We start from the raw sequence: 14714 nt of genomic DNA, 5'->3' as shown, positions 1-14714 counted from the left end.
ACGCGGATGGGTGCCTCTAGGCGTTTTGCGCCTAAAAGGGAAGGTGGAAAATCAGGCCGCGACCAGCAGGATCGTCGATGTATCCAGCGCGGTCACGCCGCTTAGGCGGGCGACGACGGCGTCGTCAGCCAGCAGCGTTGTGCCGTCCGCGTCAGTGATCGTCGTCAGGACGGGTGGGACATCGCCAGCATAGGTGATTTCGATCATATCCTCCGCCGGGTTAAAATCATCGATGGTGTTGTGGCCCCCCGGCAGCACAGAGAAGGTGTCTGCGCCGTCGCCGCCGTTCAGATGATCGCCGACGCCCGCCAGCAATAGATCATCGCCCGCGCCGCCGTTGATGTAGTCAAAGCCACCGTCATCGTCGTTCCCGTCGATCACGTCATTACCCCCGCCGCCGTTCAGCAGGTCGTTGCCGTTGTCGCCGATCAGAATGTCATCGCCCCAGCCACCAGCGAGGGTATCATCACCGTCACCGCCAAACAGGGCGTCGTCACCAGCGCCAGCCAGCAGCGTGTCGTTGCCGTCGTCGCCGAACATGGCGTCGTTGCCCATATTGCCAGTCAATTCATCGTCGCCTGCGCCGCCAAACAACATGTCATCGCCAAGGCCACCGTCCAATGTATCGCCATCGTCTGTGCCGGTCAGTGTCAAAGAGGGGGTGGTGATGACCGGCTCTTCGGGCAGATCGTCATAATCGTCATAATCGTCATCGTCGAAATCAAAGGGGAATTCGTCCGTTGTTTCGACGGGCAGATCAGTTTCGATGGCGGGCTCTGTTTCCAGGGTGTCATCCCCACCGGCCGACGGATCAGCGTCATCCGTAATGCCCCAGTCGGCGTCCGTCAGGGCACCGTAAGCTTGCGCGCCGTCAGCCAAGACGCCGCCCGCACCAGCGTCGCCGTCGGTATCGGACAGCCCGCCAGCCCCGGCGTCACCATCGCTGTCGGACAGCATTTGGAACAGGTCGGGACCAACTTCGGTCAGACCATTTGTATCAATCTCGGACTCCTGTGGGGAGTCTTCTTCTTCGATGTCATCACGGCCAATCATCGCAAACGACGACATAGCAATGCCAAGAAAGCCAAGAACAGCAAGCATTTATGTGCCTCAACAAATAAGGATCGCCCCCGATCCAGGAGTGTTGAAATTCTTTTAACACCGCGCTGTCAGGTTTACACTCTCCCAATGAAAGAACAGTTAACGCGCCTGAAAATGCGGTAGAAATGCTGACAGGACGGCGGCGGGGTTTTCTTCCATCGCGAAATGGCCAGAGCGGCAGGCATTGCCGGTCACGTGCCGCGCCCATCCGCGCCAAGCTGACAAGGGATCGCCGGTTTGCGCGGGAAAGCCGCCTTCGGCCCATAGGAAATGCAGTGGCGCGTCGATCATCGTGCCTGCGTCCTTTGTTTTGCGGTCCTGCGCGCGGTCGAAATACGCCCCGGCGCGGTAATCTGCGCACATCGCGTGAATGCGTGCCGGATCGGACATCTGCGTGCGATAGCTGTCCAGCGCGGCGGGGGTGAAGGCGTCCAGTGACTTGGCCAAAGTCCATTGCGCCAGCGTCCAATCAGCATAGCCTGCGCCATCCGCGGCGATCATCCGTTCCGGCAGCGGCGCGGGCTGGGCCAAGAATGTCCAATGGTAGGCGTTCAGCGCCAGATCGGCGTTCCAGCTGTCCCAGAAGTCGCCGGTGGGCACGATTTCGATAATGCCAAGGCGCAGAATGCGATCGGGATGGTCCAGCGCAAGGCGGTAGGTGACGCGCGCACCGCGGTCGTGGCCAAGGATATGGGCGCGGTCCAGGCCAAGGGCGTCCATCAGGCCGATGATATCGGCGGCCATGCGGCGCTTGGAGTATCTGCTGTGATCGGCGTTATCAGCCGGGGCGTCGCTGTCGCCATAGCCGCGCAGGTCGGGAATGATCACGTCGAAATGCTGCGCGAGGGTGGGCGCGACTGACGCCCAGCAATGGTGGTTTTGCGGGTAGCCGTGCAGCAGGATCAGGGGGATGCCTTGGCCTGCGCGGTGGAGCGACAACGTCACGTCGCCGGTATCGATGCGCGACGCGGTGAAACCTTCAATCATTGGGCCATGGCTCCGGCTGGGCGGCGTAAGCGACATAAAGCGGGTGCCGCGGGTGGCCGTGTTGCGTTAGGCCAAGTGTATGGATTTGCACGCCTCTGTCACGCAATATGCGCAGGACAGTTGCGGCGCGGTTTTCATGGGCACCGTGGATGCCCCAGCCTGCGACGACCAGACCTGCGCCGCCGCAGGCACCGACAAGCGCGGTGTCGTTGTCCGGCCCGATGGGGGCCGCCGCGCGTTTCAGATCGGCGGGGGCCGTGGCGCGATAGGCGAAAAGGTTCACGATCCGCACGCCGCCAAAGCCGCCGGTGCGGGCGCGCGTTTCGCACCGGGCGATGGTGGGATCGTTGGCCAGTTCCGTCGCGGTCGATGGGTTGAGCATGATCCAGACCAACGGCGCAGCATCCGACCACTGCCGGTCAAGGCGATAGCGATAGGCCTCGCAGTCGGAATAAAGGGCGGAGGACGTGGTGCCGTCCGCAGTATGGGTGCGGTGGATCATGGCCTTATGGTGCACGGGGTGGCGATCTGGCGAAAGGCCAGACGCCGATTTTTCGACGAAATCGGCGTCTGCACGCGGCCGTTAGTCGACGAAGACGCGGGCGGGGTGCAATTCGCTGCCCATCAGGCGGCCAACAGCGACGGCGCGGCCTTCGTGGGCGGCCCAGACTTCGGTGCCGTAATCGATGCCGGATGCAATCACCATCGCCGGGTTGCCGTTGCGCAGTGCCGTCAGGCTCGCGGAGGGGCAGTTGACCATCGGAAGGTCGGCTAGGCCGACTTCTAGCGGTTGGATGTGGGTGTCCAGCTCTTCGGTGCGGGCGATGGCGTCGATTTGGTCCAACGTTAGGCCGTCTTCGGCCTTGAAAGGGCCGGACCAGATGCGGCGCAATTCGCGCACGTGGGCGTGGCAGCCCAGCGCTTCGCCCAAGTCGCGGGCGATGGACCGGACATAGCCGCCCTTGCCGCAGACCATTTCCAGCGTGACGTGATCGGCGTCGGGGCGGTCATCCATCAGCAGGCTTTCGACCCACAACGGGCGGGCCGCGATTTCCATCGTCTCGCCATCGCGGGCGCGTTTATAGGCACGCTCGCCGTCGATTTTCACGGCAGAGAATTGCGGCGGGACCTGCATGATGTCGCCGACGAACTGGCCGAGGGCGTCCTTGATCTGTTCATCCGTCGGGCGCGCGTCGCTTTCTGCGATGATTTCACCTTCGGCGTCGTCGGTGTTGGTCGACTGACCCAGACGGACGGTAAAGGTGTAAGCCTTCAGCGCGTCGGTGATGTAGGGGACGGTCTTTGTCGCCTCGCCCAGCGCAATCGCCAGAACGCCTGTCGCATCAGGGTCGAGGGTGCCAGCGTGGCCCGCCTTGTTGGCATTCAGCGCCCAGCGCACCTTGTTCACGACAGTTGTGCTGGTCAGGCCCGCGGGTTTGTCCACGATCAGCCAGCCCGAAATGTTACGTCCTGATTTGCGCCGTCCCATAGGGGCCTCCGTCGTGATGTGAAGGCGCCTGCTAGGCCTGCGCGGCGCCGGGGTCAAGCTATTGCACGACCCCGACGATTGGACCCAGCGCCGCAAAGCCGAAATCTGCGCGGTTCAATTCAGGCGCATAGAGCCGGGAAACAGAGCCATCGAGGAACAGCGCGTTGGGCGTTTTCAGCACATCGCGGAAATAGCGCCCGAAGGTGTCAAAGTTCACTGCATCGTTGGAAATCGCAAAGATTGCCGTCTTGCCGTCTGCCATCGTGCCAACGCCGTTGCGCACATGCAATGATGGCGAATCAGGGATGAAACGCGGGTGAAGTTTGCCGTCGATCACCAGCATCGGCCCGGATTGGGTGGCGTCGCGGCAGGCGGGCTTTGTCAGCTCAAACGTCAGCGATTCGATGACGTTGGCGCTGTCGTCAGTCAGGCACAGCAAACCGTTCGGCAGCAGGCCAAAGTTGCCCGGCCCCGCGCGCGTGACCAGCGGCGCAGTTTCCACGCCGTTCTGGATATAAAGGCCAACCGCGCGGCGATCGTCGTGATACATGCCAGCGTTCATCGCAAATTGCACCGACTGCGGGGCAACCGATGCGCCAAGCGCGGTCCAACCGCCCAGTACACCGCCGTCGGCGTTGCGGTGGAATAGGCGCAAGTCTTCGGTCGCCGCATCGACGGTGCAGGCCGTAAAACTGTGCCCTTCAAAGGTGTCGTCGGCGCAGGTGACCGCGCTGGCGGGGCCAGCGACAAACGCCAGCAGCAGCGCCAGCGCCCTCATCATGCGTCGTTGTCCTTGTCAGCCTCGGTCGATTCGCCTTCTGGCGCGCCCGGTGCAGCAAGGTCGGCTTTCACGTCGGCACGCTCGAACAGGGCGCGGGTGGCGTCCATGCGGTCAAAGGTGTCGTCGATTTCGAACCGGATTTCAGGGGCGAACTTGATGCTGAGCACCTTGGCAACTTCGCGGCGGATCTCGTGCCGGGATTTGCGCAGGGCCAGCAGCGCCTCTTCTTTTTTGTCGCCACCAAGGGGCAGGATGAACGCGGTCGCCACGGACAGGTCCGGGGAACAGCGGACTTCGCCCACGGTGATCATCATGCGAGAGAGCTCCGGGTCATGGATCTCTCCGCGTTGAAGGAGTTCTGACAGACGCCGGCGGATCAATTCGCCGAGCCGTAGCTGTCGCTGGTTGGGGGCGCCGCCCCCGGAGGATGATGTCTTTGCCATGGCCTGCATGTAACGCTGCAACACGACAATTCCAAGCAAGCCTTTTCCGAGCGCGTTTGGGGCGCTATGGCTTGGCGGAAATTTGCGCAGGGGACGGGCATGATGGGCACACCTATGACAGGCACACCGGGAATCGTGATTACGGGGGCTTCGGGCCGCATGGGGCAAATGCTGGTGCAGGCTGTCACGCAGTCGGACGCCTGCCATCTGGTCGCCGCGCTTGAACGCGAAGGCCATGCTTGGGTCGGACAGGATATCGGCACGGCGATGGGCGGCGCTGCGCTGGGCGTGACTGTCACGGACGATCCGGTCGCGGCCTTTGCAAAAGCGCAGGCCGTTATCGACTTTACCGCCCCCGCCGCCACGGTCGCTTTTGCTGGCCTCGCGGCGCAGGCGCGGGCGGTGCATGTGATCGGCACGACTGGCCTGTCGGATGACGACATCGCCGCCATCGACCGCGCGGCGCATCATGCTGTCATCGTACGCGCGGGCAACATGAGCCTTGGGGTCAACCTGCTGGTGCAGCTGACGAAAAAGGTCGCTGCCGCGCTGGACGAGGATTTTGATATCGAAGTGATCGAGGCGCATCACCGCCACAAGGTTGATGCGCCATCGGGCACCGCCCTGATGCTGGGAGAGGCTGCCGCAACGGGGCGGGGCGTCGAACTGGCTGACGTGCGCGACAGCGGGCGCGACGGCATCACCGGGGCGCGCAAGCGCGGCGACATCGGCTTTACCGCCATTCGCGGCGGCGACATCGTGGGCGAGCATGACGTGATGTTCGCAGCAGATGGCGAACGGATCACCCTGCGCCACGTTGCGACCGATCGCCGCGTTTTCGCGCGCGGTGCGCTGAAAGCTGCGATTTGGGGGCAGGATCGCGCGCCAGGACACTATGACATGCTGGATGTGCTGGGTCTGTGACTTGATCTGCCGCAAGATGCCCTAAATTATCTTGGCAGGAGGACTGCCATGAAGTTTTGTTTTGCAATTGCCTTGAGTATTTTGCCGGCTATGGCCGCGGCGCAGGATTACGTCCGCGTCAGCGACGAAGGCACGTTTCTGGACCTGATGGGGCAGGGCGACCTGACCCACATGCTGTATAACATCACGGTCAAAGTGATGCCTGACGGCCAGATCACGGGCGACGCGCTTGGCTGGCCCGTGTCAGGCAGCTGGTCATGGCAGGACGGTTATTTCTGCCGCGCAATGGACTGGGGCGGCGACGAAATTCCCTATAATTGCCAATTGGTTGAGCAAAAGGGCGATCTGGTACGCTTTACCGTCGATCAAGGCGCTGGCCGCGCCGCCGCGCTGCGATTGCGCTAAAAGTCGATCGCGAGGCCTTTGTTTTCCCAGTCGCCATAGCGCACAGGTTCTGGCCCTTCGCGGCCGCCAAGTTCGGGCGGTAGCGCAAGCGCCTCTGCCTTGGCGCGGCGCTCTGCCGCTTCGGCAAGGGCGCGCTGGGCGGCGGGTGGAAGGTGTGTATTGTCGTCCGTCATGGTCTTGTCCTTGCCGGGGGTGTGCTGCTGATATACCCCGCTTACGACACCAAACAAGGGTTTCCCATGGATCAGACCGGCATCGCCCCGCGCCGCGCCGCGCATCACCTGCTGCAACAGGTCATCGAAGAAGGGCGCTTGCTGTCCGAATTGCTAGGTGGCGGCGCGCTGGACCACCTTGCGCCAGAGGATCGCGCCCGCGCGCAGCGGCTGGCAACAGACGCGTTGCGGATGCTGGATCGGTCCGACCGGATGCTAAAACCGTTCCTGACCAAAGAGCCGCCGGTCTATGTGCAGAACGCCTTGCGTCTGGGCACATTGGAAATCGTGCAGGGCGCTGCCGCTTATGGCGTGGTGAACGCTTATGTCGAGATTGTCGGCCGCAATCACCATACGGCCCGGCTAAAGGGTCTGGTGAATGCTGTGCTGCGTAAGGTGGCTGATAAAGGCCCGGACGCGTGGGCCAAGATGCCAGCGCCGCTGATGCCCGGTTGGCTGCGTCAGCCGCTGGTCGCCGCATGGGGCCGCAAAGATATCGAAGCGATCGAAGCTGTGCAGGCGACGACTCCGCCGCTGGACATCACGCCCAAGGGCGATGCGCAGGCTGTCGCAGATGCGCTGGGCGGCACGGTGCTGCCGACGGGATCGGTGCGCTTGATGGATGCGGGGCAGGTCACGCAGCTGCCGGGTTATGACGCGGGCGATTGGTGGGTGCAGGACGCCGCCGCAGCGCTGCCTGTGCAATTGCTGGGCGATGTCAGTGGCTTGTCCGTGCTTGACCTTTGCGCAGCTCCTGGTGGCAAGACGATGCAATTGGCCGCACGCGGCGCGACTGTCACCGCCGTCGATGCCTCTGCCAGCCGCATGACGCGGGTCGGGCAGAACATGACGCGCGTTGGGCTGAACGCGGATGTGCAGGTCGCCGATGCCTTTGATGTGACGGGGCAATGGGATGCGGTTCTGTTGGACGCGCCGTGCAGCGCCACTGGCACGATGCGCCGCCACCCGGACCTGCCTTATGCCAAGGACGGATCAGAATTTGGCGCGTTGATCGACCAGCAAGGCGCGATGATCGACCATGCCTTGTCGCTGGTCAAACCCGGCGGGCGTCTGGTGTTCTGCACCTGCTCGCTTTTGCCGGACGAGGGCGAAGTGCAGATCGAAGAGGCGCTAGAGCGTCACCCCGATCTGACCATCGACCGCGCCGCGCTGGACCAGCCCGGCATCGATCCCGCATGGATCACAGAAGAAGGCGGGCTGCGGCTGCGGCCTGATTTCTGGGCCGAAATCGGCGGCATGGACGGCTTCTATATGGCGGTGCTGACAAAGCCTGCGTGACAGGGCCGCAGCACCGCGTTAACTTGAGCCCTAAGAAGAATGCGAAACCGCAATTCAGAGGCAGCAGCTTGGTCGACCACGACTCATGGCGTGCCCGTCAACGGGCCTTCATGCACCGCGCACATGCGCGGTGGGCGGCGCGCGCGCGGCCTGCGACTGGATTTGTGTCGCAGCCTGAACCCCGCAGCATTGGTCATTTCGCCCGTGGACGGCAGTTGCTGGCCGGTAACTTTCTGTTTGCAGGTGTTCTGACAACGGCCCCCGGTGGGTCAATCTGGGCCGCGCAAGGCGACCGGGCGATGGTCGATCAGGAATTGCACAGCTTTGCTTGGCTTGATGATTTGGCCGCTGTTGGCGATGCCCGCGCCCGCCATGCGGCGCAGGCTTGGGTTGCGGAATGGATCGACGCTTTTGGGGACGGCACCGGCCCCGGTTGGACGCCTGACCTGACCGGGCGGCGCCTGATTCGCTGGATCTCTCATGGGGTTTTCCTGCTGCGCGGGCAGGACAAGGACGCACAGGCGCGGCTGTTTCGCTCGCTTGGGCAGCAAACGCTGTTCCTGTCGCGCCGTTGGCGCAGCACGCGCCCGGGCCTTGCCCGGTTCGAGGCGCTGGCCGGCATGATCTATGCGGGCCTGTCGCTGGAGGGGATGGAGCATCTGACCGCCCCTGCCATTGCTGCGCTCGCCTCTGATTGCGCCAGCCAGATTCGCGCTGACGGCGGCATTGCGACACGCAATCCCGAGGAGTTGCTGGACGTTCTGACGTTGCTGTTGTGGGCGCAGACCGCGATTGAAGGCAGCGAACAGCTTGTGCCGGGCGCGATCACGCAGGCGATTGCCCGTATCGGCCCGACCCTGCGGGCGCTGCGCCACGCTGATGGCGGCCTTGCGCGGTTTCATGGCGGCGGGCGCGGGCTGGATGGGCGGCTGGATCACGCGCTGGCGCAGATCGGCGGCAAGAAGGAAATTGGCGACGCGGAGTGCATGGGCTTTGCCCGCATCGGCGCGGGGCGCACCACGCTGATCGCTGATGGCGCGCGTCCACCGGAAGGCGCGGCATCGCTGAACGCGCATGCCTCGACCCTTGCGTTCGAAATGACATCGGGGCGCCGTCCGTTGATTGTGAACTGCGGGTCTGGCGTCAGCTTTGGCGCGGATTGGCGCAGGGCGGGGCGCGCGACGCCAAGCCATAGCACGCTGGGCATCGGCGGTTATTCATCGTCGCGCCTTGGCCCGTCGGTCACGACAAGCGGTGTGGCGCAGGAAATGCTGGTCGATCTGCCGGATGTCGTGAACTGCATTGTCACCCATCTGGACGATGGCCGCCGGGCAGAGCTGTCGCATGACGGCTTTCGCATTACCCACGGGCTGACCCATGCCCGCACGCTGGAAATGACGACGGACGGTCGCGGTCTGGCCGGAGAGGATTTGCTGACGACGCTTGATGGCTCTGACAAGGAACGCTTTGACCGGGCGCTGGATGCGACGCAGATGCAGGGCATCCCCTATGCGATCCGCTTTCATCTGCACCCCGACGTGGACGCGACCGTTGATCTGGGCGGGGCCGCCGTGTCGATGGCGCTGAAATCCGGCGAAATCTGGGTGCTGCGCCATGATGGGCACGCTGAATTGCGGTTAGAGCCGTCAGTTTATCTGGAAACAGGGCGATTGAAGCCGCGTGCGGCGCGACAGGTGGTTTTATCCGGCGTCGCAATGGCCTATGCGACCCGCATCCGCTGGTCGCTGGCCAAGGCGCAGGACACACCCGACGTGGTGCGTGACTTGGCCCCCGCGCGCGCGGCGGAGGATGATGACACAGATTTCGGGGACGACACATGACCTTGCAACCCATCCGCCGCGCACTTCTTAGCGTATCTGACAAAACTGGCCTGATTGACCTGGGCCGCGCACTTGTGGACCGGGGCGTTGTGCTGCTGTCCACGGGCGGCACCGCCAAGGCGCTGCGCGACGCGGGCCTTGATGTGACCGATGTGGCCGACATCACCGGCTTTCCTGAAATGATGGACGGCCGGGTCAAGACCCTGCACCCCATGGTCCACGGCGGCCTGCTGGCCCTGCGCGATGACGCGGGTCATGTGAAGGCGATGGATGATCACGGCATCGCGCCCATCGATCTGCTGGTCGTGAACCTGTATCCATTTGAAGAAACCGTCGCCAAAGGCGGCGACTACGACGATTGCATCGAAAATATCGACATCGGCGGTCCTGCGATGATCCGCGCTGCGGCCAAGAACCACGCCTTTGTCAGCACCGTTGTTGACGTGGCCGACTATGACGCGCTGCTGGCTGAACTGGCTGCGAACGACGGTCAGACCACGCGGGCGTTCCGTCAGAAGCTGGCCCAGACCGCCTATGCCCGCACGGGTGCCTATGACGCCGCTGTCAGCACGTGGATGGCTGGCGCGATTGAACTGGCCACGCCCCGCCGCCGCGCCTTTGCTGGCGAGTTGCGTCAGGAACTGCGCTATGGCGAGAACCCGCATCAGACCGCCAGCTTTTACACCGACGGCACCGGGCGTCCCGGCGTTGCCACGGCAAGCCAACATCAGGGCAAAGAGCTGTCTTATAACAACATCAACGACACCGATGCGGCGTTTGAATTGGTGGCAGAGTTTGATCCTGCAGACGGCCCCGCTGTCGCGATCATCAAGCATGCCAACCCCTGCGGCGTGGCGCGCGGCGCGACGCTGATCGAGGCTTATAACAAGGCGTTTGATTGCGACCGCACCAGCGCCTTTGGCGGTATTGTCGCGCTGAACATGCCGCTGGACGAAGAAACCGCAAAAGCCATCGTCGAAATCTTTACCGAGGTCGTGATCGCCCCCGGTGCATCTGACGCCGCCAAGGCTGTGTTCGCTGCGAAAAAGAACCTGCGCCTGCTGACCACGGACGGTTTGCCCGATCCGAAGGCCACTCAGCTGACCTATCGTCAGGTTGCTGGCGGGATGCTGGTGCAGGACAAGGATACCGGCCACGTCCCCGCCGACGAACTGCGCGTTGTGACCAAGGTGCAGCCATCGGCCGATCAGATGGCCGACCTGCAATTCGCATGGAAAGTCGCCAAGCACGTCAAATCCAACGCCATCGTCTACGTCAAAAATGGCGCGACCGTCGGTGTTGGTGCGGGGCAAATGAGCCGCCTCGACTCTGCCCTGATCGCCGCCAAGAAATCAGAGCGTATGGCCGAAGCGATGGGCCTGCCCCAGCCGCTGACCATCGGCTCTGCCGTGGCGTCGGACGCGTTCTTTCCCTTTGCTGATGGCCTGATGGAGGCCGCCGCTGCGGGTGCCACCTGCGTTATCCAGCCCGGTGGGTCGATGCGCGATAACGAAGTGATCGCCGCCGCGGACGAGGCCGGGATTGCCATGGTGTTCACCGGCATGCGCCACTTCAAACACTAGGAGCGCGTGATGCGATTGGTCTTTTGGGCGGGGTTCTGGACGTTTCTTCTGGATCAGGCGACGAAATATATCGTCGTCCACATGATGAATCTGATGACCCGGCAAGAGATCGACGTCGCCGCCCCGTTCCTTGTGTTCCAGATGGCGTGGAACCGGGGTGTGAACTTTGGCATTGGGGCGGCGGCGGATATGCGGTGGGTGCTGATTGGCATCGCACTGGCGATATCTGCCGCCGTTCTGGTCTGGCTATGGCGCGCGGGCGGGACAAAGTGGACCTATATCAGCGCCGGCCTGCTGATTGGCGGGGCGCTGGGCAACGTGGTTGACCGCGTGCTTTATGGCGCTGTGGCGGATTTCATCAACATGTCCTGCTGCGGTATTAACAACCCGTTTTCCTTCAACGTGGCCGACGTCGCGATCTTTGCGGGGGCTATCGGACTGGCGCTTTTGCCCGATGGGCGCACGCCGCCAAGCAGAAAAACCAAGGCGTGATCGCATGGTGCACCGGAACGGCGTGACGCGGGCCTCGGTCTGCGTTAGAACACTGCGAAGATGAGAATGAGGGTGACTATGCTGCGGTTCGGAATTGGAATGTGCCTCTGTGCGGCGCTGGCGGCCTGTAGCGGTAACCGTGGGCCATCTGGCCCCGATGAATCGAGCGTGGAAACCTTTCGTCCGCTGGTGATTCCGGCGACGAATGCGCTGCCCGTTCCGACGCCGGGCGGCACGAACCCGGCTGACATGCCGCCGCGCGCGGCACCTGTCGCCACAGTCAGCCTGCGTCCCCCAGTTTAAACGACCAGCGATCAGGGGCGTTCATCACAACCCCGTTTGGCCAATTGCGGTCGCGCTGCGAAAGGTTAGGTTGACGGCAACGTTGACCAATCTTGCAGGATTTTCATGACACGCATGCTGGCCGTTCCGTTTCTGTTTCTGGGCCTTGCCCCGTTGCAGGCGCAAACCGCAACCGACACGGCCCAAGGCGCCAGCTTTACCGAAGGCGGTAAGACGGTCACCGTCACCGCGCCGGTCAAGATCGGCGATGACGTCACCACCTTTACGCTTGATAACGGCATGGAAGTCGTCGTGATCGAAGATCACCGCGCCCCTGTCGTCGTCCAGATGGTCTGGTATCGCGCCGGCTCTGCCGACGAAAAGGTCGGCCAATCCGGCGTTGCCCACTTCTTGGAACACCTGCTGTTCAAGGGCACGGACAAGCTGGCACCCGGCGAGTTTTCGGCCACGGTTGCGGCAAACGGCGGGTCAGACAACGCCTTTACCAGTTACGATTACACGGCCTATTTCCAGCGCGTCGCGGCAGACCGTTTGCCGCTGATGATGGAAATGGAAAGCAACCGGATGGAAAATCTGCGCCTGTCCGAAAGCGATATCGAGACAGAGCGCAATGTCATCATCGAAGAGCGCGCCCAGCGGACCGACAACAATCCCGGCGCGCTGGCCCGCGAACAGTTCATGGCCGCGCAATATCAGAACCTGCGTTACGGCGTGCCGATCATCGGCTGGAAGCACGAGATGGCAGAGCTAAGCCTAGAGGACGCGCTGGCCTACTATACCCTGAACTATTCCCCCAATAACGCGATCCTAGTGGTCGCGGGGGATGTGCAGCCGGACGATGTGATGGCGCTGGCTGCGAAATACTATGGCGTGATCCCGCCAGAGCCGGACCTGCCCCCGCGTCTGCGCCCGACAGAGCCGCCGCAGACCGCGCCGCGCCGCATGACCTATACCGACCCGCGCGTCAGCCAGCCCTATATCGTGCGCAGCTATCTGGCGACGGAACGCAACGCCGGCGATCAGAAAACCGCCGCCGCGCTGGTCTATTTGTCGGAACTGCTGGGCGGCTCGCCCTTCACCTCGGCGCTGGGGCAGGCGCTGCAATTCGACACGCAGACGGCGATTTACACCAATGCGGGCTATGATCCGTCCAGTCTTGATACCTCTACCTTTTCGCTGTCAGTCGTGCCGTCGACGGGCGTCAGCCTAAGCGAGGCAGAGGCCGCGATGGACCAAGTGGTCACCGATTTCATGGCCGCTGACATTGACCCAGCGGCGCTGGACCGGATCAGGAACCAGCTGAACGCGCAGGAGATTTATGCGCTGGATAACGTGCAGGGCCGCGCCCAGCGCTATGGCGCTGCGCTGACGCAGGGGCTGACCGTGCAGGACGTGCAGGACTGGCCGCAGATCTTGCAGGACGTCACCGCCGAAGACATCAAATCCGCCGCAGCGCAGGTGTTCGATCTGAACCAATCAGTGACCGGCTGGGTCGTCGCTGAAAAGGAGCAAGCCCAATGATCCGTTTCGCCCTGACATTCTGCGCCGCGATGGCCGCCTCGGTCGCGCATGCTGCTGTGGATATTAAACAAGTCACCTCGCCCGGCGGCATCAACGCGTGGCTCGTCGAAGAGCATGGCATCCCATTCACCGCGCTGGAGATCCGCATCCGCGGCGGCGCATCGCTAGACCTGCCCGGCAAACGCGGCGCGACCAACCTGATGATGGCGCTGATTGAGGAAGGCGCTGGCGATCTGGACGCGCAGGCGTTCCAGACCAAGCGAGAAGAGCTGGCAGCGAGCTATGGTTTTGACACTGGCGACGATGTCGTGGCCATCAGCGCGCAGTTTCTGACGGAAAACCGCGAAGAGGCGGTGGCCCTGCTGCGCGATGCGCTGATCGAGCCTCGGTTCGATCAAAGCGCGGTGGACCGGGTGCGCGAACAGGTGCTGTCGAACATCGCTGGGGATGCGAAATCACCCAATGCGATTGCCAGCGCGGCCTTCGATGCGGCGGCTTTTGGCGATCATCCTTACGGGTCTTCCCTTGATGGGACAGTGGAAAGTGTGACCGCGTTGACGCGCGATGATATCGTGACCGCCCACGCCAACGCGCTGACGCGCGATCGCCTTTATGTCGGTGCTGTGGGTGACATCACGGCGGATGAACTGGGGACGATGCTGGACGACTTGCTGGGCGATCTGCCTGCGACGGGGCCTGCCTTGCCCGCAGATGCAGAATTTGCGCTAAAGGGTGGCACCACCGTTATTCCTTATGACACGCCGCAGTCTGTGGCGCTGTTCGGTCACGCAGGGATTGAACGCGACGACCCTGACTATTTCGCTGCCTATATCCTGAACGAAGCGCTTGGCGCTGGCGGTTTCGAGTCGCGCCTCATGCAGGAAGTGCGCGAAAAACGCGGGCTGACCTATGGCGTCAGCACATTCCTTGTGTCCAAGTTTCACGCCGATCTGGTGCTGGGGCAAGTCGCCTCTGCCAATGCGACGGTTGCGCAGGCGATTGACGTGATCAAGGCGGAATGGGCCCGCATGGCGCAGGACGGCATGACGCAGGAAGAGCTGGACAGCGTCAAAACCTATCTGACCGGTGCCTATCCGCTGCGCTTCGATGGCAATGCGGATATCGCGGGCATCCTGGTCGGCATGCAAATGATCGACCTGCCGCCTGAGTATATCGTGAACCGCAACGACATGCTGAATGCCGTGACGCTGGACGATGTGAACCGCGTGGCGCGCGAGTTGTTGCAGCCCGATAACCTGCACTTTGTCGTGGTCGGACAGCCTGAGGGACTAGAGGCGGACGCGGCGGCTGGGAACTAAAAGGCTTCGTACGA

The 14714-nt window shown here is 62.9% G+C and carries 16 protein-coding genes; 9 read left to right on the top strand and 7 right to left on the bottom strand.

Annotated elements, in window-relative coordinates; all coding sequences use genetic code 11:
* Positions 1 to 51: 51 nt before the first annotated feature.
* From BM131_RS19975 to rbfA, 6 genes are all read right to left on the bottom strand, one after another.
* Entirely contained in the window at positions 52 to 1101 is a 1050-nt protein-coding gene (locus BM131_RS19975; RefSeq protein ID WP_139222627.1) for a calcium-binding protein, read from the bottom strand.
* A 99-nt stretch (positions 1102 to 1200) separates the two neighbouring features.
* Positions 1201 to 2088, bottom strand: coding sequence for an alpha/beta hydrolase (locus BM131_RS13205; RefSeq protein ID WP_090190202.1), 888 nt, complete (start codon positions 2086 to 2088; stop codon positions 1201 to 1203).
* Positions 2081 to 2590 carry a DUF1643 domain-containing protein gene (locus tag BM131_RS13200; protein ID WP_090190200.1) on the bottom strand — a complete coding sequence of 170 codons (510 nt, stop codon included), beginning with the start codon at positions 2588 to 2590 and terminating at the stop codon, positions 2081 to 2083. Before BM131_RS13200 ends, BM131_RS13205 begins: the two co-directional genes overlap by 8 nt.
* An 81-nt stretch (positions 2591 to 2671) precedes the next feature.
* Positions 2672 to 3577: a tRNA pseudouridine(55) synthase TruB gene (truB, locus tag BM131_RS13195; RefSeq protein WP_090190198.1), complete on the bottom strand. Its 906-nt coding sequence runs from the start codon at positions 3575 to 3577 to the stop codon at positions 2672 to 2674.
* Between the two features lie 58 nt (positions 3578 to 3635).
* On the bottom strand, positions 3636 to 4358 hold the full coding sequence (locus BM131_RS13190) for a phosphodiester glycosidase family protein (protein WP_090190196.1): 723 nt from the start codon (positions 4356 to 4358) through the stop codon (positions 3636 to 3638).
* Entirely contained in the window at positions 4355 to 4801 is a 447-nt protein-coding gene (gene rbfA, locus BM131_RS13185; RefSeq protein WP_090190284.1) for a 30S ribosome-binding factor RbfA, read from the bottom strand. The genes BM131_RS13190 and rbfA overlap by 4 nt, the downstream gene beginning before the upstream one ends.
* Positions 4802 to 4915: 114 nt before the next feature.
* Here rbfA and dapB point away from each other — a divergent pair, with 114 nt between their 5' ends.
* Both dapB and BM131_RS13175 read left to right on the top strand, forming a co-directional pair.
* Positions 4916 to 5725, top strand: coding sequence for a 4-hydroxy-tetrahydrodipicolinate reductase (dapB, locus tag BM131_RS13180; RefSeq protein WP_090190282.1), 810 nt, complete (start codon positions 4916 to 4918; stop codon positions 5723 to 5725).
* A gap of 48 nt (positions 5726 to 5773) precedes the next feature.
* The gene (locus BM131_RS13175; protein WP_090190194.1) at positions 5774 to 6130 is read left to right on the top strand and encodes a dihydrodipicolinate reductase; all 357 of its coding nucleotides are present in this window, start codon (positions 5774 to 5776) and stop codon (positions 6128 to 6130) included.
* Here BM131_RS13175 and BM131_RS13170 read toward each other — a convergent pair.
* Positions 6127 to 6303 carry a DUF1674 domain-containing protein gene (locus BM131_RS13170; protein ID WP_090190280.1) on the bottom strand — a complete coding sequence of 59 codons (177 nt, stop codon included), beginning with the start codon at positions 6301 to 6303 and terminating at the stop codon, positions 6127 to 6129. The genes BM131_RS13175 and BM131_RS13170 overlap by 4 nt on opposite strands.
* Before the next feature lie 66 nt (positions 6304 to 6369).
* On the opposite strand from BM131_RS13170, the gene BM131_RS13165 reads away from it, so the two are divergent.
* The 7 genes from BM131_RS13165 (at position 6370) to BM131_RS13135 (ending at position 14700) form a co-directional block, all read left to right on the top strand.
* Complete coding sequence (locus BM131_RS13165) at positions 6370 to 7641, top strand: RsmB/NOP family class I SAM-dependent RNA methyltransferase (RefSeq protein WP_090190192.1); 1272 nt, start codon at positions 6370 to 6372, stop codon at positions 7639 to 7641.
* A gap of 110 nt (positions 7642 to 7751) precedes the next feature.
* Positions 7752 to 9482, top strand: coding sequence for a heparinase II/III family protein (locus BM131_RS13160; protein WP_090190190.1), 1731 nt, complete (start codon positions 7752 to 7754; stop codon positions 9480 to 9482).
* Positions 9479 to 11065, top strand: coding sequence for a bifunctional phosphoribosylaminoimidazolecarboxamide formyltransferase/IMP cyclohydrolase (purH, locus tag BM131_RS13155; RefSeq protein WP_090190188.1), 1587 nt, complete (start codon positions 9479 to 9481; stop codon positions 11063 to 11065). The genes BM131_RS13160 and purH overlap by 4 nt, the downstream gene beginning before the upstream one ends.
* 9 nt (positions 11066 to 11074) lie before the next feature.
* Complete coding sequence (gene lspA, locus BM131_RS13150) at positions 11075 to 11557, top strand: signal peptidase II (protein WP_090190186.1); 483 nt, start codon at positions 11075 to 11077, stop codon at positions 11555 to 11557.
* 78 nt (positions 11558 to 11635) lie between these two features.
* Positions 11636 to 11860 carry a DUF3035 domain-containing protein gene (locus BM131_RS13145; RefSeq protein WP_090190184.1) on the top strand — a complete coding sequence of 75 codons (225 nt, stop codon included), beginning with the start codon at positions 11636 to 11638 and terminating at the stop codon, positions 11858 to 11860.
* 105 nt (positions 11861 to 11965) lie between these two features.
* The gene (locus BM131_RS13140; protein ID WP_245754243.1) at positions 11966 to 13381 is read left to right on the top strand and encodes a M16 family metallopeptidase; all 1416 of its coding nucleotides are present in this window, start codon (positions 11966 to 11968) and stop codon (positions 13379 to 13381) included.
* Positions 13378 to 14700, top strand: a complete 1323-nt coding sequence (locus tag BM131_RS13135) for a M16 family metallopeptidase (protein ID WP_090190182.1) — start codon at positions 13378 to 13380, stop codon at positions 14698 to 14700. The genes BM131_RS13140 and BM131_RS13135 overlap by 4 nt, the downstream gene beginning before the upstream one ends.
* Positions 14701 to 14714: the final 14 nt, after the last annotated feature.

The organism is Loktanella salsilacus (genome assembly GCF_900114485.1).
GTDB classification, from domain to species: Bacteria; Pseudomonadota; Alphaproteobacteria; order Rhodobacterales; family Rhodobacteraceae; genus Loktanella; species Loktanella salsilacus.
This window is presented reverse-complemented; position numbering and strand designations above follow the sequence as displayed.

Coding starts and splice junctions, on each gene's coding strand:
- BM131_RS13140 (WP_245754243.1), top strand. CDS start 11,966: ATGACACGCATGCTGGCCGTTCCGTTTCTGTTTCTGGGCCTTGCCCCG.
- BM131_RS13205 (WP_090190202.1), bottom strand. CDS start 2,088: ATGATTGAAGGTTTCACCGCGTCGCGCATCGATACCGGCGACGTGACG.
- BM131_RS13160 (WP_090190190.1), top strand. CDS start 7,752: ATGCACCGCGCACATGCGCGGTGGGCGGCGCGCGCGCGGCCTGCGACT.
- BM131_RS13145 (WP_090190184.1), top strand. CDS start 11,636: ATGCTGCGGTTCGGAATTGGAATGTGCCTCTGTGCGGCGCTGGCGGCC.
- BM131_RS13200 (WP_090190200.1), bottom strand. CDS start 2,590: ATGATCCACCGCACCCATACTGCGGACGGCACCACGTCCTCCGCCCTT.
- BM131_RS13175 (WP_090190194.1), top strand. CDS start 5,774: ATGAAGTTTTGTTTTGCAATTGCCTTGAGTATTTTGCCGGCTATGGCC.
- dapB (WP_090190282.1), top strand. CDS start 4,916: ATGACAGGCACACCGGGAATCGTGATTACGGGGGCTTCGGGCCGCATG.
- BM131_RS19975 (WP_139222627.1), bottom strand. CDS start 1,101: ATGCTTGCTGTTCTTGGCTTTCTTGGCATTGCTATGTCGTCGTTTGCG.
- truB (WP_090190198.1), bottom strand. CDS start 3,577: ATGGGACGGCGCAAATCAGGACGTAACATTTCGGGCTGGCTGATCGTG.
- purH (WP_090190188.1), top strand. CDS start 9,479: ATGACCTTGCAACCCATCCGCCGCGCACTTCTTAGCGTATCTGACAAA.
- lspA (WP_090190186.1), top strand. CDS start 11,075: ATGCGATTGGTCTTTTGGGCGGGGTTCTGGACGTTTCTTCTGGATCAG.
- BM131_RS13165 (WP_090190192.1), top strand. CDS start 6,370: ATGGATCAGACCGGCATCGCCCCGCGCCGCGCCGCGCATCACCTGCTG.
- BM131_RS13135 (WP_090190182.1), top strand. CDS start 13,378: ATGATCCGTTTCGCCCTGACATTCTGCGCCGCGATGGCCGCCTCGGTC.
- rbfA (WP_090190284.1), bottom strand. CDS start 4,801: ATGGCAAAGACATCATCCTCCGGGGGCGGCGCCCCCAACCAGCGACAG.
- BM131_RS13170 (WP_090190280.1), bottom strand. CDS start 6,303: ATGACGGACGACAATACACACCTTCCACCCGCCGCCCAGCGCGCCCTT.
- BM131_RS13190 (WP_090190196.1), bottom strand. CDS start 4,358: ATGATGAGGGCGCTGGCGCTGCTGCTGGCGTTTGTCGCTGGCCCCGCC.